This window comes from Micromonospora sp. CNZ280, from assembly GCF_011759515.1.
Genome location: NZ_JAAOYP010000003.1, coordinates 420,679 through 438,195 on the forward strand (window position 1 = coordinate 420,679; position 17,517 = coordinate 438,195).

General features: G+C 73.2%; 16 protein-coding genes. 9 read left to right on the top strand and 7 right to left on the bottom strand.

Annotated elements, in window-relative coordinates:
* Positions 1-63: 63 nt before the first annotated feature.
* Genes hemQ through hemE form a run of 3 tightly spaced genes read right to left on the bottom strand, consistent with a single transcriptional unit; the run spans position 64 to position 3,283 of the window.
* The gene (hemQ, locus tag FHX32_RS23670) at positions 64-765 is read right to left on the bottom strand and encodes a hydrogen peroxide-dependent heme synthase (RefSeq protein ID WP_167187338.1); all 702 of its coding nucleotides are present in this window, start codon (positions 763-765) and stop codon (positions 64-66) included.
* Positions 762-2,171, bottom strand: coding sequence for a protoporphyrinogen oxidase (gene hemG, locus FHX32_RS23675; RefSeq protein WP_167187341.1), 1,410 nt, complete (start codon positions 2,169-2,171; stop codon positions 762-764). Before hemG ends, hemQ begins: the two co-directional genes overlap by 4 nt.
* 5 nt (positions 2,172-2,176) lie before the next feature.
* A complete protein-coding gene (hemE, locus tag FHX32_RS23680) occupies positions 2,177-3,283 on the bottom strand; it encodes a uroporphyrinogen decarboxylase (RefSeq protein ID WP_167187344.1) in 1,107 nt (368 codons plus the stop codon).
* A gap of 148 nt (positions 3,284-3,431) precedes the next feature.
* Between hemE and FHX32_RS23685 the strand changes: the two genes are divergently transcribed.
* Positions 3,432-4,004, top strand: coding sequence for a DUF3000 domain-containing protein (locus FHX32_RS23685; RefSeq protein WP_167187347.1), 573 nt, complete (start codon positions 3,432-3,434; stop codon positions 4,002-4,004).
* A 65-nt stretch (positions 4,005-4,069) separates the two neighbouring features.
* Here FHX32_RS23685 and FHX32_RS23690 read toward each other — a convergent pair whose 3' ends face one another.
* Positions 4,070-4,852 carry a hypothetical protein gene (locus FHX32_RS23690; RefSeq protein WP_167187351.1) on the bottom strand — a complete coding sequence of 261 codons (783 nt, stop codon included), beginning with the start codon at positions 4,850-4,852 and terminating at the stop codon, positions 4,070-4,072.
* Between the two features lie 81 nt (positions 4,853-4,933).
* Complete coding sequence (locus tag FHX32_RS23695) at positions 4,934-6,142, bottom strand: S1C family serine protease (RefSeq protein WP_167189164.1); 1,209 nt, start codon at positions 6,140-6,142, stop codon at positions 4,934-4,936.
* 208 nt (positions 6,143-6,350) lie between these two features.
* On the opposite strand from FHX32_RS23695, the gene FHX32_RS23700 reads away from it, so the two are divergent.
* The 7 genes from FHX32_RS23700 to FHX32_RS35380 all read left to right on the top strand — a co-directional run bounded on the left by FHX32_RS23700 (position 6,351) and on the right by FHX32_RS35380 (position 15,514).
* The gene (locus tag FHX32_RS23700) at positions 6,351-7,679 is read left to right on the top strand and encodes a ribonuclease D (protein ID WP_167187354.1); all 1,329 of its coding nucleotides are present in this window, start codon (positions 6,351-6,353) and stop codon (positions 7,677-7,679) included.
* A 288-nt stretch (positions 7,680-7,967) separates the two neighbouring features.
* On the top strand, positions 7,968-9,161 hold the full coding sequence (locus FHX32_RS23705; RefSeq protein WP_167187357.1) for a thiolase family protein: 1,194 nt from the start codon (positions 7,968-7,970) through the stop codon (positions 9,159-9,161).
* Positions 9,158-11,227, top strand: a complete 2,070-nt coding sequence (locus tag FHX32_RS23710; RefSeq protein WP_167187360.1) for a 3-hydroxyacyl-CoA dehydrogenase NAD-binding domain-containing protein — start codon at positions 9,158-9,160, stop codon at positions 11,225-11,227. The genes FHX32_RS23705 and FHX32_RS23710 overlap by 4 nt, the downstream gene beginning before the upstream one ends.
* Positions 11,228-11,383: 156 nt before the next feature.
* A complete protein-coding gene (locus tag FHX32_RS23715; RefSeq protein WP_486481288.1) occupies positions 11,384-12,319 on the top strand; it encodes a hypothetical protein in 936 nt (311 codons plus the stop codon).
* A 587-nt stretch (positions 12,320-12,906) separates the two neighbouring features.
* The gene (locus FHX32_RS23720) at positions 12,907-13,353 is read left to right on the top strand and encodes a GNAT family N-acetyltransferase (RefSeq protein WP_167187363.1); all 447 of its coding nucleotides are present in this window, start codon (positions 12,907-12,909) and stop codon (positions 13,351-13,353) included.
* A 465-nt stretch (positions 13,354-13,818) separates the two neighbouring features.
* The gene (locus FHX32_RS23725) at positions 13,819-15,048 is read left to right on the top strand and encodes a serine hydrolase domain-containing protein (RefSeq protein WP_167187366.1); all 1,230 of its coding nucleotides are present in this window, start codon (positions 13,819-13,821) and stop codon (positions 15,046-15,048) included.
* 238 nt (positions 15,049-15,286) lie between these two features.
* Complete coding sequence (locus FHX32_RS35380; protein WP_486481289.1) at positions 15,287-15,514, top strand: hypothetical protein; 228 nt, start codon at positions 15,287-15,289, stop codon at positions 15,512-15,514.
* 152 nt (positions 15,515-15,666) lie between these two features.
* Here FHX32_RS35380 and FHX32_RS23735 read toward each other — a convergent pair whose 3' ends face one another.
* Positions 15,667-15,840: a hypothetical protein gene (locus FHX32_RS23735; protein WP_167187370.1), complete on the bottom strand. Its 174-nt coding sequence runs from the start codon at positions 15,838-15,840 to the stop codon at positions 15,667-15,669.
* 15 nt (positions 15,841-15,855) lie between these two features.
* On the opposite strand from FHX32_RS23735, the gene FHX32_RS23740 reads away from it, so the two are divergent.
* Entirely contained in the window at positions 15,856-16,779 is a 924-nt protein-coding gene (locus tag FHX32_RS23740) for a GNAT family N-acetyltransferase (protein ID WP_167187373.1), read from the top strand.
* 326 nt (positions 16,780-17,105) lie between these two features.
* Here the strand turns inward: FHX32_RS23740 and FHX32_RS23745 are convergent, their stop codons facing one another.
* Complete coding sequence (locus FHX32_RS23745) at positions 17,106-17,513, bottom strand: VOC family protein (protein ID WP_167187375.1); 408 nt, start codon at positions 17,511-17,513, stop codon at positions 17,106-17,108.
* Between the last annotated feature and the right edge of the window lie 4 nt (positions 17,514-17,517).

Consider the following 17,517-nt stretch of genomic DNA (forward strand, 5'->3'; position numbering starts at 1 on the left):
GCCAGCGCGGCCCGCACGGCCGGGTGCGGGTCAGCCGGCCTGGTGGACGGCGCCGGCCGGGACTCAGACCAGGCAGTTGACGATGTCGGCGATGGACCGGCGGCGACCGGTGTAGAACGGGATCTCCTCCCGCACGTGCCGGCGGGCGCCCGCGGCGCGCAGGTCGCGCATCAGGTCGACGATCCGGTGCAGCTCGTCGGCCTCGAAGGCGAGCATCCACTCGTAGTCGCCGAGCGCGAACGAGGCGACCGTGTTGGCCCGCACGTCCGGGTACCCGCGCGCCATCCGGCCGTGCTCGGCGAGCAGCTCGCGCCGCTCCGCGTCCGGCAGCAGGTACCACTCGTACGAGCGGACGAACGGGTACACGCAGAGGTAGGCGCGGGCCTCCTCGCCGGCCAGGAACGCCGGGATGTGGCTCTTGTTGAACTCGGCCGGCCGGTGCAGCGCCATCTGCGACCAGACCGGAGTGAGCGCGCGGCCCAGCGCGGTCCGGCGGAACCGCAGGTACGCGTCCTGGAGCGCGTCGCTGGACTCGGCGTGCCACCAGATCATCAGGTCCGCGTCGGCGCGCAGCCCGGCCACGTCGTACGTGCCGCGGATCACCACGTCCTTGCCGGCCAGCTCCTCGAAGAGCGCCTCGACCTCGCTGACGACGTTGTCCCGCAGCGACGGCAGCGGACTGCTGGCCCGGAACACCGACCACATCGTGTAGCGGATGGTCGCGTTCAGCTCGCGCAGCCGGGCCGCGTTGGTCTGCTCGGTCATCTCGCCGATCCCTCCAGTGCTGTGATGATCTCGTCGGCCGCCGTCGCTCCGGAGCGCACGCAAACCGGGATGCCGACCCCGTCGTACGCGGCGCCGGCCAGCGCCAGGGTGGGGTGACCCACCCGCAGGGCCGCCCGGGCGGCGGCGACCCGGTCGGCGTGCCCGGGGGTGTACTGGGGCAGCGCACCGCCCCACCGCTGCACGTGCCCGTCCACGGGGGCGGGCAGCGGGACGCCGAGCACCGCCGACAGCTCCCGGTGCACGGTCGCGGCCAGGTCCTCGTCCGTACGCTGCAGCGACGCCTCCTCGCCGTACCGGCCGACCGAGGCGCGGACCAGCGCCAGCCCGTCCGGCCGGCGCAGGTGCCCCCACTTGGTGGTGAAGAACGTGGACGCCTTGATCAGCAACCCCTCGGTGCTCGGCACCAGGAAGCCGGACAGCTCCGGCAGCTCCGGCTCGGGCAGCGCCAGGGTGACCAGCGCGACGCTGGCGTAGTCCAGCCCGCCGACGGTGTCCGCCAGCTCCGGCGCGGGCCCGGCGAGCAGCCGGGCGGCCGGGCGGGCCGGCACGGCGAGCAGCACCGCGTCGACCTCGACGTGCTCCGCGTCCCGGGTCGGGCCGACGGTCAGCCGCCAGCCGGCCGGCGTCGAGGTCAGCTCGCGGACGGCCGCGTTCCGGCGGAACCTCGCGCCGCTGGCCCGCGCCGCCGCCTCGACCAGGGTGCCGAGCCCGCCGGCGAGGGTGCCGAAGACGGGGGCGCCCGGTGCGCGCGGCGCGGCGGCCTGCGCGGCCCGCACGGCGCCGACCAGGGTGTGCTCCACCCGGGCGGCCCGGGCCAGCGCGGGCATCGTGGTGACCAGCGACAGGTCGTCGGCCCGGCCGGCGTACACCCCGCCGAGCATCGGGTCGACCAGCCGGTCCACCACCTCGTCGCCGAACCGGGACCGGACCAGCGCGCCGACGCTGACGTCGTCGTCCGGACCGAGCAGCGGGCGGCCCTCGTCCCGGTCGGCCGCCGCGTCCGGCCGCGCCACAGTGCTCACCGTGGCCAGATCCCCCGGTACGCCCACCAGGGTGCCGCCCGGGATCGGCCGCAGCCCGCCGGCCAGGGCGAGCGCGGCCCGCCCGACCGTGGGGTGGACGATCCGGTCGGCCAGTCCGAGCCGGCGGACCAGGGCGACCGCGGCGGACTCGCCGCCGGCCGGGTCGCGCATCAGGAACGACTCGGCGCCGAACTCCACCGGCTGGCCGGCCAGCTCGCCGGTGCGCAGCTTCCCGCCGAGCGCGCCGGACTGCTCGTACACGGTGATCTCGGTGCCGTCCGGGGCGCGGTCGCGCAGCTGGACCGCGGCGGCCAGCCCGGCGATCCCGCCGCCCACCACCGCCACCCGCCACGGCCGCGCCACCGTGCTCAGCTCCCGTCGGCCGGGCGCGCGGACAACTCGTGCACCAGCGCGACCACCCGGGTCAGCACGTCGGGGTCGGTCTCCGGCAGCACGCCGTGGCCGAGGTTGAACACGTGCCCGGGGGCGGCCCGCCCCTCGGTCAGGATCCGCCGCACCTCCGCCTCGACCACCGGCCACGGGGAGAGCAGCACGGCCGGGTCGAGGTTGCCCTGCACGGCTTTGTCGGGGCCGATCCGCCGGGTCGCGGTGTCCAGCGGCGTACGCCAGTCGACGCCGACCACGTCCGCGCCGGCCTCGCCCATCGCGGTGAGCAGTTCGGCGGTGCCCACCCCGAAGTGGATCCGTGGCACGCCGGCGTCGGCCAGGCCGGCGAGCACCGCCGTCGAGTGCGGCAGCACGTAGCGGCGGTAGTCGGCCTCGGACAGCGCGCCGGCCCAGGAGTCGAAGAGCTGCACCGCGGAGACCCCGGCGTCCACCTGGACCCGCAGGAAGGCCAGGGTCACCTCGGCCAGCCGGGCGCAGAGCGAGTGCCACAGCTCCGGGTCGCCGTACATCAGCGCCTTGGTCTTCGCGTGGGTGCGCGACGGCCCGCCCTCGACCAGGTAGCTGGCCAGCGTGAAGGGCGCTCCGGCGAAACCGATCAGCGGGGTGTCGCCGAGTTCGGCGACCAGCAACCGGACCGCCTCATCCACGTAGGAGACGTCGGCCCGGGTGATCGGGCGGATCCGCTCGACGTCGTCGGCGGTGCGCACCGGCTCGGCCACCACCGGCCCGGTACCGGGCACGATGTCCAGGTCGACCCCGGCCGCGGCGACCGGCACCACGATGTCGCTGAACAGGATCGCGGCGTCCACCCCGTGCCGGCGCACCGGCTGGAGGGTGATCTCGGCCACCAGCTCGGGACGCCGGCAGGATTCCAGCATCCCCACGTTGGCCCGGATCTCCCGGTACTCCGGCAGCGACCGGCCGGCCTGACGCATGAACCAGACCGGGGTGTGTGGGCCCGGCCGGCGCCGGCAGGCCCGGACGAAGGGCGAGTCGGCCGGTCCGCCGGGGCGGGGTGCCTCGTCTCGGGCGGCGGTGCCCGTGGTGTCGGTGGTCATCGCGGCCATCGTGCCACGGTGCCCGCCCGCGCCCGCGCCCACCGCCGCCTTTTGTGATGTGGAACGAGAGGGCCGAACGCCGCTGGCCCGGCGCGCGGGCCGCCCCGCTCGGCGTGCCGTCCCGGTCGTCGGCCGGACGCGGGCATAGGCTGCCGGCATGGCCCCCCCGATCGCGCTTCCGGAGACCTTCGCCCGCGCGGTCGCCGGGTTGCGGTCGGCGACACCCCGGCCGGAGATCGTGCTCGAGGAGGTGGGCGCGCCCCAGCGGCTCGCCCCGTACGCCTTCGCGCTCTCCGCGGCCGTGCTGCGCGACGGCGGCGAGGTGGCCGCCGGTCGGCTGATCCTGCTGCACGACCCGGCCGGCCACGAGGCCTGGCAGGGGACGCTGCGGCTGGTCAGCTACGTGACCGCCGAACTGGAGGTCGACCTGGCGGCCGACCCGCTGCTGCCCGGGGTGGGTTGGACCTGGCTGACCGACGCCCTGGACGCCCAGGACGCCCGGCACCGGGCGATCGGCGGGACCGTCACCCAGACCATGTCGACCCGGTTCGGCGAGCTGGCCGGCCCGCCCGCGGCCGGCGACATCGAGATCCGCGCCTCCTGGACGCCGGTGGACGACGACCTGGCCCCGCACCTGCTCGCGTGGTGCGCGCTGCTCGCCTCGACCGCGGGCCTGCCGCCGCCCGGGGTCACCGCCCTGCCCGAGCGGCGCCCCGCCGGCGCCGCCTGACCCCGCCGGTCATGGCGTGCGGCGCACCGCACGCCATGACCGAGTGCCGGATCAGTGGTGCCGGGTCAGAGGTAGTCCTCGGCCTCGTTGCAGACCTTGTCCAGGCCCTTGCTGGCCTTGTCGAACGCGGCACGATTGCCGGCGGCGGCCGCGTTCAGCGCGGTGGTGAGCTTGTCCAGGCAGGTCGCGATGACCTTCTTCTGCCGGGCCTGCTCGTCGCGGTCGTTACGGGTGCCGGTGAGGTCCTGCTCGGTGTCGGCCAGTTTGTCCTGCACGCTCTGCAGGTCGGCCTTGAGCTTCTCGATCTCCGTGGCGTTCGCCGCGATGGTGCCGTCCCGCTCGCTGACCTGGCTGGCCATCTCCTTCTCGGTCCGGTCCAGCTTGCCGCTGGTGGTGACGAAGAGGCCGGTCATCACCCCGCCGAGGACGAAGAGCAGGCCGGCCACCACGGCCAGGACCAGCACGGCGCGCCCCTTGCCGGCGGCCGGCGCGGCGCCGTACGGCGGCACCGACCCGGGCGGCCCGGACATCGGCGGCCCCGACATCGGCGGTCCGGACATCGGCGGCGCGGACATCGGCTGGCCGTACGCGGGCGCGGAGGCCGGGCCGCCGTAGGACGCGCCGGTCGGGGCGTAGCCGGTCGGGGCGTAGCCGGTCGGGGCCGGTGCGGCCGGGTCGGGGGCGGGCTGGGCCGGGGGCGTGGACTGCGGGACGCCCGCGTACTGCTGCGGCGCGGGCTGGCCGGTGCCGTACACGGTGCCGCCCGCGGGCGGCTGACCGGGCGCGGCCGGCGGCTGCGGCGGGTACGGCGGCGGGTACCCGCCCGGCCCGGTCGGTGGCTGGGACATCTCTGCTCTTCCTCCAGGTGCGTGGTCCGGGCAGGGTCGGCCCGCCGGATCGGATCGGTACGGGTCGGTGGCTGACCGGGGTCAGCAGATCTTGAAGCCGTCGCAGGCGGTCTTGATGGGTACGGCGAGACCGATGCCCTCGGCGTCACGCGCCTTGGCGGTGGCGATGCCGACCACCTGCTTGCTGCCGTTGACCACCGGGCCGCCCGAGTTGCCGGGGTTGATCGGCGCGTCGAACTGGATCACCGGACCGTCGCCGCCCTCGGCCTTGCGGAACGCGCTCACCACACCGGTGGTGACACTGTCCTCCAGCCCGAGCGGGGCGCCGACCACGACGATCTGCTGACCGGACTTCACCGCGGCGGACGCGGCCACCAGCCCGGTGAACTTGCTGGTGGTGCGCAGGTGGGCGATGTCGTTGGCCTCGTCGACCTTGACGATGGTGGCGGGGAACCGCTGGTCGGTGCGCTCCAGGAAGACCTCCCGGCCGCCGCCGTCCCAGACCGCCTCCACCACGTGGAAGTTGGTGAACAGGTTCGTGCCGCCGCCGGCGGCGGGCTTGCCGATGGCGAACGCCGTGCCGGTGAACTGACCGGCCCGGACCCGGAACACGCTGGGCAGCACGGCGCTGGCCACCGCCTCCGGGTTGAACGCGGCCCCGGCCTGCTTCTCCAGCGCCTCCGCGCGCTGCTCCAGCCCGTCGAGCCGGGTGCCGTCGGCGGCCTGGGCGGTGTCCAGCCGGCGGCCGGTGTCGCCGAGCCGGTCGGAGAGCCCCTTGATCTGGATCGCCTGCACGATGGTCACCACGGCCAGGACGGCCGCCACCAGCGAGACCACGATCGTGCGCCAGCGACCCCGCGCGGGTGCGGCCGGGGCGGGCTGGCCGGCTCCCGGCCAGCCGTCGCCGGCCGGCGGGAAGCCCGGGGCGCCAGCCGCCGGGAAGCTCGACCCGGTCGCCGACGGGTAGCCCGGCGCGTTGCCCGGGGCCGGCGGGTGGCCGGGCGCGGCGGGTGGCCGGGCGTCGGGGTTGGCGGCCGGCGGCGCGCCGGCCGGCGGGTAGGGCGGGGCGGTCGGTGCCGCGCTCGCGGGCTGGCCCCACTGCCCCTGCTGCGGCGGGGACCAACCGCCCCCGGCCGGCGGACCCGCCGGGTACGCCGCGGCGGGCGGCCGGGGCGGCTCGACCCGGGGCGGCAGTGGGCCGGGCCGGCCGTAGACCCCGTCCGGCGGCGCACCGCCCGAGCCGTCGCCCGCCGCCGGTCCGCTACCCGCCGACCCGTAGCCCGCAGTCATGTTCGCCACGCCCTCCCCGTAGCCGCCCCCAGTGGCCGCCCCCGGCTGGGGAACGCGCACCAGCGGGGCGGCCGGATGGACCGTACCTGCGTGATCGGGGTTTGTCTTCCCCGATGTCCGACCCGTCGGACACCTGAGGGTCACCTGACCGACACACGCCGGACCCCGGCTGCACCCGCGGAATCCGGTGGCGCACTAGGGTTGTCAGGTGACCGACGAACCACCCCTGCGCCGTCGGGCCGCCGAAAGCCGTACGGGAAACGCACCGCACGACCCGCCGTCGGCCCGGCCGGAGCCGGCGGACGCGGGAGACGACCCGACCGCCGGCGGGCCCGTGCCGCTGACCGCTCCGCGGGAGGGCACCCCTGAGCCGGTGGCCACGCAGAGCGAGCTTGACGAGGTCGTGGCCCGTTTCGCGGCGGGCTCCGGCCCGGTCGCCCTGGACGCCGAGCGCGCCTCGGGCTACCGCTACAGCCAGCGTGCCTACCTGGTCCAGCTGCGCCGGGCCGGTGCCGGCACCGTGCTGGTCGACCCGCTGCCGCTGCCCGACCTGACCGCCCTCGACGAGGTCATCGGCGAGGCCGAATGGGTGCTGCACGCGGCCAGCCAGGACCTGCCCTGCCTGGCCGAGCTCGGGTTGCGTCCGCGCCGGCTCTTCGACACGGAACTGGCCGCCCGGCTGGCCGGATTCGAGCGGGTCGGCCTGGCCGCGCTGACCGAGCAGCTACTCGGGTTCAGCCTGGAGAAGCATCACTCGGCAGCCGACTGGTCGACCCGGCCGCTGCCGGAGTCGTGGCTGACCTACGCCGCGCTGGACGTGGAGCTGCTGACCGACCTGCGTGACGCGCTCGACGCGGAGCTGATCCGGCAGGGCAAGAGCGAGTGGGCGGCCGAGGAGTTCGCCGCGCTGGTGCGCACCGGCGCCCGGCCGCCCCGGGTGCGCGCCGAACCCTGGCGGCGCACCTCCGGCATCCACCGGGTACGCGGCGCACGGGCGCAGGCCCGGGTCCGCTCGATGTGGTACGCCCGGGACCAGATCGCGGCCCGGCGGGACGCGGCTCCGGGCCGGGTGCTGCCGGACTCGGCGATCATCGCGGCGGCCGAGCTGGACCCGAAGGACGAGCAGACCCTGCTCACCCTGCCCGGCTTCGGCGGCCGCTCGGTACGCCGGCTGGCCCGCACCTGGCTGGCGGCCTTGGACGACGCCCGGCAGTTGCCGGACGACGCGCTGCCGGTGACGCCGGCGGCCGAGGGCCCGCCGCCGCCGCACCGCTGGGCGGAACGGGACCCGGTGGCGGCGGCCCGGCTGGCCCGGTGCCGGGAGGTGGTGACCCGGGTCGCCGGCGAGCACAACCTGCCGCCGGAGAACCTGATCGCCCCGGACTCGGTCCGCCGGCTGGCCTGGGTTCCGCCGGAGGAGGTCACCGAGCAGGCGGTGGCGGACACGCTGCGCGGCTTCAACGCCCGCGAATGGCAGATCCGCCTCCTCCTTCCCGCCCTCGCCGAAGCCCTCCAGCCCCCACCCCCCGCCCCCTGACCGCCCACCCCCACCCACCCGCTCGCTCGGCCCGTTGATCAAGAAGTTGTTGTCGTCCCGCCCGGCGTGTCGCGACAACAACTTCATGATCAACGCGCGCGCCACGGAGGGGGCGGCCGGGAGGGTGGGCGGGGGTGGGTGTGGGGTGGGCCACACGGGGGGTGGTGTCGGGTTTGGTTACTGGCGAGTAGCATCCGAGGGACCACGCCCGTGCCGGCGACCTTCATTCGGTCCGTGCGCCGCCCGGCGGCGCGGCGACCGGATCATGGTCGAAAAGGAGGCTCTCAAGTGCCCCGTGAAGTTCGGGATGTCGTCTTCGTCGACGGCGTCCGCACCCCGTTCGGCAAGGCGGGTGGCATGTACGCCAACACCCGCGCCGACGACCTGGTGATCCGCTGCATCCGCGAGCTGCTGCGCCGCAACCCGCAGCTGCCGCCGGAGCGGGTCGAGGAGGTCGCCATCGCCGCCACCACCCAGATCGGCGACCAGGGCCTCACCATCGGCCGGACCGCGGCCCTGCTGGCCGGCCTGCCCAAGACCGTACCCGGCTTCGCCATCGACCGGATGTGCGCCGGCGCGATGACAGCGGTGACCACCGTCGCCGGCGGCATCGCCATGGGCGCCTACGACATCGCCATCGCCGGCGGCGTGGAGCACATGGGCCGCCACCCGATGGGCGAGGGCGTCGACCCGAACCCGCGGATCATCGCCGAGAAGCTGGTCGACCCGTCCGCGCTGGTCATGGGCGCCACCGCGGAGAACCTGCACGACCGGGTCCCGCACATCACCAAGGAGCGCACCGACGCGTTCGCGCTCGCCTCGCAGCAGAAGACCGCGAAGGCGTACGCCAACGGCAAGCTCCAGCCCGACCTGGTGCCGGTCGCGGTCCGCGACCCGGAGGCCGGCTGGGGACTGGCCACGGTGGACGAAGCGCCGCGGGACACCTCGCTGGAGAAGCTCGCCACCCTGAAGACCCCGTTCCGCCCGCACGGCAAGGTGACCGCGGGCAACGCGGCCGGCCTGAACGACGGCGCCACCGCCAGCCTGCTGGCCGCCGAGGAGACCGCCCGCGAGCTGGGCCTGCCGGTCGCCATGCGGCTGGTGTCGTACGGCTTCGTCGGGGTCGAGCCCGAGGTGATGGGCGTCGGCCCGATCCCGTCCACCGAGAAGGCGCTGCGCATCGCCGGTCTGAGCATCGACGACATCGGCCTGTTCGAGCTGAACGAGGCGTTCGCCGTGCAGGTGCTCGCCTTCCTCGACCACTTCGGCATCGCCGACGACGACCCGCGGGTCAACCCGTGGGGCGGCGCGATCGCCATCGGCCACCCGCTGGCCTCCTCCGGCGTGCGGCTGATGACCCAGCTCGCCCGGCAGTTCGCCGAGCACCCCGAGGTCCGCTACGGCCTCACCGCCATGTGCATCGGCATCGGCATGGGCGGCACCGTGATCTGGGAGAACCCCCACTGGGAGGGCAACAAGTGAGCGCGCTCGCGGCACCGAACGAGGTCGTCACCAAGGCGCTGCTGCGCCAGGTGAACGTACCGGGGCTGGATCGGCCGGCCGCCCTGATCACCCTGGACAACGGCTTCGACCACACCAAGCCGAACACCTTCGGCCCGGGCGGTCTGACCAGCCTGGACGAGGCGATCACCGGCGCGCTGGCGGCGAACCCGGCGTTCATCGCGGTCACCGGCAAGCCGTACGTCTTCTGCGTGGGCGCCGACATCGTCGGCCTGCCGGCGCTGGCCGACCGCGAGCAGGCGCTGGAGATCGGCCGGCTCGGTCACCGGGTCTTCGCCCGGCTCAAGGACAGCCAGATCCCGACCTTCGCGTTCGTCAACGGCGCGGCCATGGGCGGCGGCCTGGAACTGGCCCTGCACTGCCACTACCGGACCCTCTCCGGCGGCGCCGCGGCGCTGGCCCTGCCCGAGGTCTCGCTCGGCCTGGTGCCCGGCTGGGGCGGCACACAGCTGCTGCCGAACCTGATCGGCATCCCGGCCGCGACCCAGGTGATCATCCAGAACCCGCTGATGCAGAACAAGATGCTCAAGCCGAAGCAGGCCGCCGAGATGGGCATCGCGGACGTGCTGCTGGAGCCGGCGGACTTCCTGGAGCGGTCGCTGGAGTGGGCCGCCGGCGTGGTCCGCGGCGAGATCACGGTGACCCGGCCCGAGGTCGACAAGGACATGTGGGCGGGCGTGCTCTACTTCGCCCGACAGACCCTCGACCAGCGGCTGCACGGCGCGGTCCCGGCCGCGTACAAGGCGCTGGACCTGCTGGAGACGGCGAAGGACGCGGACTTCGCCACCGGCACCGCCGCCGAGGACGAGGCGCTGGCCGACCTGGTCTTCTCCGAGGAGCTGCGCAGCGGCCTGTACGCCTTCGACCTGGTGCAGCGGCGGGCCAAGCGGCCGGCCGGCGCGCCGGACAAGGGCCTGGCCCGCCCGGTCACCAAGGTCGGCATCGTCGGCGCCGGCCTGATGGCCAGCCAGCTCGCGCTGCTGTTCGCCCGCCGCCTCCAGGTGCCGGTGGTGATGACCGACCTCGACCAGTCCCGGGTGGACAAGGGTGTCGGCTACGTGCACACCCAGATCGAGAAGGCCGTCAGCAAGGGCCGGATGGACAAGGGCACCGCCGCCAAGCTGTACGGCCTGGTCAGCGGCTCGGTGGACAAGTCCGTCTTCGCCGACGCCGACTTCGTCATCGAGGCGGTCTTCGAGGACCTGAACGTCAAGAAGCAGGTCTGGGCCGAGCTGGAGAAGATCGTCAAGCCGGAGGCGGTGCTGGCCACCAACACCTCCAGCCTGTCGGTCACCGCGATGGCCGCCGACCTGGAGCACCCGGAGCGGGTGGTCGGCTTCCACTTCTTCAACCCGGTCGCGGTGCTGCCGCTGCTGGAGATCGTCCGGGGCGAGCGCACCGACGACGCCACGCTGGCCACCGCGTTCGCGGTCGGCAAGCAGCTGCGGAAGTCCTGCGTGCTGGTCAAGGACGCCCCGGCGTTCGTGGTCAACCGGCTGCTCACCCGCTTCCTCGGCACGGTCTTCGCCGCCGTGGACGCGGGCACCCCGCTGGACGTGGCGAACAGCGCGCTGGACCCGCTGGGCCTGCCGATGCGCCCGCTCGCCCTGCTCCAGCTGGTCGGGCCGGCCGTGGCGTACCACGTCGGGGGCACCCTGCACGGCGCGTTCCCGGACCGGTTCGGGGTCAGCGAGAACCTCAAGCGGATCGCCGACTCCGGCCAGCCGATCGTGGTCGACGACGAGGTCAACGCCGAGGTGGCGAAGCTGCTGGTGGTCGGCGACCAGCCGCTGACCGCCGAGCAGGTACGGCAGAACGCGCTCGACGCGCTGGCCGAGGAGATCCGGCTGATGCTCGACGAGGGTGTGGTGGCCGAGGCGCAGGACATCGACCTGTGCATGATCCTCGGCGCCGGCTGGCCGTTCCACCTGGGCGGCGTGACGCCGTACCTGGACCGCACCGGCACCAGCGAGCGGGTCACCGGCCGGCGGTTCCTGCCGCGCGGGGTCGCCAGCCTGCCCGCCTGATCCACCCCGCTCCCCCGCGACCGCGGTGGTCGGTCGCGTCCGTCGGACGCGATCGGCCACCGCGGTCGTCTCTGCCACCCTGTCGGGAGCCGGGCAGCGCCATCTTGATCGACGTCACTAGGATCGCCGTGACCTCGACAGATCTGGAGCTGACTGATGTCCCAGCCGCCGGCCAGTCCCTACGGGGACCACGGCTCGTACCCGCCCCCGTCCGGGGGCTACCCCACGTCGCCGCAGCCCGGGGGCTACCCGGCGCCGCAGCAGGGCGGTTACCCGTCCCGGCAGCCCGGCGGCTACCCGCCCCAACAGCCCGGCGGCTACCCACCCCAACAGCCCGGCGGCTACCCACCCCAACAGCCCGGCGGCTACCCACCCCAACAGCCCGGCGGCTACCCACCCCAACAGCCCGGCGGCTACCCACCCCAACAGCCCGGCGGCTACCCGCCGCAGGGCGGCTATCCACCCGCCGAGCCCGGCCACTCGTACACCCCGGCCGGCCCGCCGCCGAAGAAGAAGTCCGGCGCCGGCAAGATCGTGCTGATCGTGCTGGCCGTGGTGCTGGTGCTCTGCCTCGGCGGCGCCGCGGTCGCCTGGTTCGCGGTCAAGGACGAGGTGGGCGACGCCGTGGACGCGGCCAACACCCGCGTGGTCGCCCCGACCACCCTGGCCGGCCGCCCGCAGATCACCGACCCGGACCTCAAGTCGGTCGCCGACGAGATGGTCGCCGAGATGAAGTCGACGGTGCAGAACGAGACCAGCGCCGTCGGTGCCTTCTACGGCGACCCCGCCAAGCAGGACATCGTCATGATCGCCGCCGCGTCCGGGCTGATGGCCGACCCGAAGAAGGAACTCGAGGTAGCGGTCACCGACCTGTCTTCCCAGCTGGCCGTCAGCAACATGGCCGACATCGACCCGGGCCCGCTCGGCGGCGAAGCCCGTTGCGGCGACGGTAAGATCGACGATGCGCCACTCGGCGTCTGCGTCTGGGCCGACAAGGGCAGCGTCGGCATGATCGTCATCTACTTCTCCTCCGCCGACAAGGCGAAGGCCGAGTTCGCCGGCATGCGCGGCCAGATCGAGCAGCGTTCCTGAGGTCGTGACCCCACGGGCCGGGCTCCCGCCACCTCGGTGGCGGGAGCCCGGCCCGCGTCGTACCGGGGTCAGGCCGACGGGGCCTCGCCGGCCAGGGCGGTGGCCGCCGCGGGGGCAGACGCACGGCGGCGCCCGCTGGTCAGGCTGCCCGGCTACGAGGCGTTGCAGGAGTCGATCAAAGCGGTTCTGGTGCTGCACCTCTGTGCGGGTGATAGCTGGCGCGGCAGGGCCATTCGATCCGGGCTGAGCAACCGACCGGCCCTGTCGACGAGACGACATCGGGCAACTGCATCGACGCCGGGACCGCGGCTGACCGGGAATGGGTCCCGAGACAACGGGTACAAGGTCCCGTGCCTCGGACGCCCTCGCCAAGATGACGCTGGTGGTGGCCCGGCCCATGATCGTGACCCGGGCGACGGTCGACCGTGCGGGCGCGCACGGCGTTGAACGATAACCGGTGGCTAATCCGGCGGTTCGATCTTTTGCGTTGTTCCACGCCGACGGCCCGGCGATCGTTGGTGCCATGAACGAAGCCTTGACCGAGATCATCGCGGCGCCGGGTCACCCGGGTCTGGCGATGGCGGGCCATGGCGCCGCGCGGCTTCGTGGCCGGGGTGGCCACGCTACGGCCGATCATCCCGTTCGGGCTCGATTTCCTCCTGCCAGCGGCCCCCGCGCTGAAGCCGGGCACCGCCGACCTCGGCCTGTACGTCGAGCCGGCGTGGCGGCGCCGCGGGATCGGCTCCCGGCTCCTCGCCGCCGTCCGGGAAAGGACGGCCGAGCCCCGCCTGGTCACCGACGTGGCCGCGGGCTCGCCCGGGGAGGCGTACTGCCGATGGCACGGCTTCCGGCACACCCAGTCCAGGCGGCATGACCTGCTGACCTACTGCGATGTCCACGAAGCCTGGCTGGGTGAGCTGATTGACGCCGCGCACCCCGGATACAACCTGCCCACTGGAGCGGCGACCTCTCCGACGTGTCCCGCGTCGAAACGCTGCTCCGCAGCCCGAGCCGTCCCGGTAACGCCCTGCTGACCGCCGCGGAGGCGAACGGCGACCTGGCGGCCTACGCCATGGCGGTCGTCGGCGCCCCGCCCCAGCCGCGCGCCCGCCAGTACGGACCGGCCGTGTCCCCCGAGCATCGCGGACGGCGGCTGGACCACTGGGTTCAACGCCGCCCTGATCCAGCGACTGCGCGAGGTCCACCCACACGTCAACGAGATCCAAACCCACCCGGCCTGGGGCGACCCCGACCTGCTCGCCACGCGCGAGGACCTCGACTTTCGCCCCCTCCGGCGAACTCACCGCTACGAGCTCGCCCTGTCATGACCCCAAGCGGCACGCGGAGCCGACCCGTGCTGTGGGAGAGAGGTCTGCCATGAAGTGTCAGTGCGCACCGTCAGCGACGCCGTGAAAAGCCGCGACCCGCCGAACGGCGCGAAACGTCCGACAGCAAGGCCCGTGAGCCGTGGATCGAGCATTGAAGACAAGGAGATCGAGATGGAGTTCGGCAATGGCGGCCTTTCCAAGTCGGGGCTGCACAGGCTGCGCGAGGTGCTGCAACGGCATGTCGAGTCCGGGCGTATTCCCGGGCTGGTCGCGCTGGCCAGCCGGGGTGACGAGACGTACGTCGAGGCGATGGGGACGATGGCCCACGACGGTGGGCCGCCGATGGGCCGGGACACGATCTTCCGGATGGCGTCGACGTCGAAGCCGGTGTCGATCGCGGCGGCGATGGTGCTGCTCGACGAGTGCCGGCTGCGGCTCGACGACCCGGTCGAGCCGTGGCTGCCCGAGCTCGCCGACCGGCGGGTGCTCAAGCGGATCGACGGGCCGCTGGACGACACCGTGCCGGCGCGGCGGCCGATCACCGTGCGGGACGTGCTGACCTCCACGTTCGGGCTCGGCATGGACATGACCGTGCTGGGCACCCCGATCATGGGGGCGATCTTCGAGCAGGGGCTCACCCCCAACCTGCCCGAGCCGATGCCCGAGCCGGACGAGTGGATGCGCCGCCTCGGCGAGCTTCCGCTGATGCATCAGCCCGGAGAGCGCTGGCAGTACCAGATCAGCAGCGACCTGGTCGGTGTGCTCGTCGCCAGGGTCACCGGCCAGCCGTTCGAGACGTTCCTTCGGCAACGTGTCTTCGACCCGCTGGGCATGAAGGACACCGGCTTCCACGTAGCCGCCGACAAGATCGACCGGCTCCCTCCGCTGTACGCACCCGACCCGCGGACCGGCGAGTTCCACGTCTGGGACGAGGCCGAAAGCGGCCGGTGGAGCCAGGCCCCGGCGTTTCCGGGCGGCGGTGGTGGCCTGGTCTCCACCGTCGACGACTACCACGCCTACTTCCGGATGCTGCTCAACCATGGCATGCACGGCGGCGAACGGATCCTGTCCCGGCCCGTGGTGGAGTTGATGACCAGCAACCGGCTGACCCCCGAGCAGAACGCCGCCCGAACCGCGATGGCCCGCGACAACGTCCACATCTCGTTCGGCCAGGGCCAGCACGGCGGCTGGGGCTTCGGGATGGCGGTGCGCACCTACCGCGGCGACTACGCTCCGATCGGTCAGTTCGGCTGGGACGGCGGCAGCGGCGCCTCCACCTACGCCGACCCGCACAACGACGTCGTGGGCATCCTGCTCACCCAGGTCGGCACGTCCGCGCCGAACTCGGCGCACGCGTTCCACGACTTCTGGACCACGCTTTACCAGGCAATCGACAACTGACACCAGCCCGCCCGTGACGGGAGCACTCACCATCGCCCGTGCAAGAAGGAGCACACCGCATGTCCCCTCACCCTCACCGACCAGGACAAGATCACCCTGCGCATCGCCGCGTACGCGCGGTCACGCTGCTCGCCACCGCGGACACCGCCGGCTCGCCGCACGGGGTCGCCGCCACCGGCTCCATCGCTCTGCGTCCGCGACGGGCCCGGTCGGGCACGTACTCGCCGAGAAGGCCAAGGTGCCGAACCTGGACGGCAAGTCCGTGGCGGAGATCGCCGACCACGTGCTACCGGCCCTGACGGCAACCATGATCCTGCTCGCCAAGCAGGACCCGGCGGAGGCCGAGAACTTCCGCAGCACCGTCCTGGTCGCCGTCGATGCAGCCGCCCGGACCCGGGAGAGCGAGCCCAGCCCAACCTTGACGGAAATGACCCGCAAGATCACTCAGGCGCTCGACGCCGCGTGACGCGATGACGTCCCGCAGCGGCTGACGATCGCACCCGACCTGATGCACCTCGCCATGGCCGCGTTCATGGCGAGGTGGACGCTCCGGGCCCGGGTCGTTCGCCGGCGGACTGGTGATCGAGTTGCCCCTGCGCAGGGGCAACTCGATCACGTTCACCAGGTGACGAGTTCGGTCAGCGCGGTACTGGTGGCTTCGTCAGCCGGCAGGAACGCTTCCAACTGTGCGGCGCCCTGGCTGACCGGTTTGAGACCTTCCTTTTTCGCGGCCCTGCTTCCCTCCTTTTCTCGCCCATCCGCAGCCTGCGTGCGCTGCCAACGATTGACCATCGAAGGAAACTGACTGTGCTGACGATCCGCCCCGCCCGGCCCCAAGAACTACCCGCCCTGACGGCGTACCCGAACGACGACGAACGCAACAGCGCGACCGCGGCCTACCTGTCTGGGCTGCTCGACAGCGGCTGCACTCAACCGGCCTGGTGCCTGGTGGCCGAGCAGGACAACGAACTCGTCGGCAACGTCGTGCTGTGGACGGTCCCCGGCCGCTCGGTGCCCATGGACGTGGTGCTGCTGGAGCCGGGCGACGACCAGACCGCCGCCGCCCTGCTGACGCACGCCGCCGAACTGGCTCGCTCGCTCGGTGCGCGAACGCAGGGTCACGTACTGGACACGCCGAGCCAGGCCCCCCAGCTCCAGCGCGACCCGCAGCGACGCGAGCAGTTGCTCGCCTCGCACGGTTTCTCGGTCACCCGCGACGGACGGCGGTTCCTCTGGCAGAACGGCGATCCGCTTCCCGCCCAGGACGACCGGCTGCACTGGCGGTCACTTACTGAGCTGGGCGAGGAGCCGTTCGTCGACCTGCTCGCCGACGCCTTCACCGACACGAAGGATTCAATTTTCCTCGCCGAGATCGCCGAACACGGCCTGCGCGGCGCGGCCGAGCGCAGCCTCGCCGACATGCTGGAGCTGGACCACGAGCGGGACTGGTTCGAGATCGGCTACGACCAGCAGGACCGGCCGATCGCGATCAGCCTGCCCGCCCGTACGCCGAGCTCCGCGGTAATCGGCCTGGTCGGCGTCGCCACGACCGGACGTGGTCACGGCTACGCCACCGCCGTCGTGGCTCGCGGGACGAACATCCTTGTCGCTGCCGGGGCAACGGAGATCCGTGGCGACTGCGACACCGGAAACATCGGCATGGTCAAGGCCTTCCAGCGCGCCGGCTACCACAACTTCGCCAACCGCAAGATGTTCAGCCGTCCACTGTAGATCCCCGACGTCAGACCCGCTCGGCAGCACCGCACTAAACCCTGAGCTCGTTGTCCTCCGGGTCGGCCATCGTCACCACGCCCATTACTGGACCGGAAGGTGGCGACCCGGACGGCAGGAATTCCTGGCCGCGGTCGGCACCGGCCGCAGCCGCGATCCACGCCTCGATTCCATCCGGCCTGCGCTCGTCGGAGACGACGGTCGTCCTGATGCACGCAACCACTCCACCTCTCGGTCACGCGGATCGACGGTAGGCATGAGGTCGACGTGAACCGGCCAGGGCATAGGTGTCGCGGCAGTCGATGCCGATGTTGTGGATAGGGCGCTCACTGCTGTTCCTCCATCTGGGCCGTACCTGCCCGTTCCGCCGCGCTGCGCAGGAGGCAGAACTCGTTGCCCTCCGGGTCGGCCAGCACCACCCAGCCCGTGCCGTCGGCGCGCCGCCGGTCGTCGACCAGGACGGCGCCGAGCCCGAGCACCCGGTCGACCTCCTGATCCCGGGTCCGGCCGGCCGGCTCCAGGCAGATGTGCACCCGGTTCTTGACCGACCTGGCCTCGGGAACCTGCTGGAAGAACACGTTCGGGCCGGCGCCGTCCGGTGGCAGCAGCACCGCCTCCGGGTCACCCGGGAAATCGTCGGCGTGTCGGGCGTAGCCGAGCACCGCCGACCAGAAGCCGGCGAGGGCGTAGGTGTCGTGGCAGTCGAAACTGATGTTGTGGATCCGTGGAAACACGGGT

Excerpts from the sequence above, each read along its gene's own strand:
- hemE (WP_167187344.1), bottom strand. The coding sequence starts at position 3,283 with ATGGCCGCGATGACCACCGACACCACGGGCACCGCCGCCCGAGACGAG.
- FHX32_RS23690 (WP_167187351.1), bottom strand. The coding sequence starts at position 4,852 with ATGTCCCAGCCACCGACCGGGCCGGGCGGGTACCCGCCGCCGTACCCG.
- FHX32_RS23695 (WP_167189164.1), bottom strand. The coding sequence starts at position 6,142 with ATGACTGCGGGCTACGGGTCGGCGGGTAGCGGACCGGCGGCGGGCGAC.
- FHX32_RS23720 (WP_167187363.1), top strand. The coding sequence starts at position 12,907 with ATGGCGCCGCGCGGCTTCGTGGCCGGGGTGGCCACGCTACGGCCGATC.
- FHX32_RS23725 (WP_167187366.1), top strand. The coding sequence starts at position 13,819 with ATGGAGTTCGGCAATGGCGGCCTTTCCAAGTCGGGGCTGCACAGGCTG.
- FHX32_RS23715 (WP_486481288.1), top strand. The coding sequence starts at position 11,384 with ATGTCCCAGCCGCCGGCCAGTCCCTACGGGGACCACGGCTCGTACCCG.
- FHX32_RS23685 (WP_167187347.1), top strand. The coding sequence starts at position 3,432 with ATGGCCCCCCCGATCGCGCTTCCGGAGACCTTCGCCCGCGCGGTCGCC.
- hemQ (WP_167187338.1), bottom strand. The coding sequence starts at position 765 with ATGACCGAGCAGACCAACGCGGCCCGGCTGCGCGAGCTGAACGCGACC.
- FHX32_RS23735 (WP_167187370.1), bottom strand. The coding sequence starts at position 15,840 with ATGGTCAATCGTTGGCAGCGCACGCAGGCTGCGGATGGGCGAGAAAAG.